This is a genomic window from Vibrio sp. HI00D65 (assembly GCF_001635455.1).
Lineage (GTDB): Bacteria > Pseudomonadota > Gammaproteobacteria > Enterobacterales > Vibrionaceae > Vibrio.
Genome location: NZ_LWEH01000086.1, coordinates 1 through 245, shown reverse-complemented (window position 1 = coordinate 245; position 245 = coordinate 1). Strand labels below are relative to the sequence as shown.

At 46.1% G+C, this 245-nt stretch carries 1 pseudogene; it reads left to right on the top strand.

Features of this window, described 5'->3' with window-relative positions:
• A pseudogene (locus A3712_RS08630) lies at window positions 1–245 on the top strand (glycerol-3-phosphate 1-O-acyltransferase PlsB); the annotation flags it as partial.

Below are 245 nucleotides of genomic sequence, written 5' to 3'. Positions count from 1 at the left end.
AGAAGGCGATTGAAGACGAAGCGAAGTCAAAGAACATCTCCATTGAGAAAGCGAGCAAAGAAGCTCAAGACATCATGGATGAGATCGCAGCGAACTTCTCTTACTCACTGATCAAACGTGGCGAGAAGATTCTAGGTTGGTTGTGGAACAAACTGTATCAAGGCCTACATATCAACAACGCTTCAACCGTTCGTAAGCTGGCACAAGATGGTCACGAGATTGTTTATGTCCCTTGTCACCGCAGC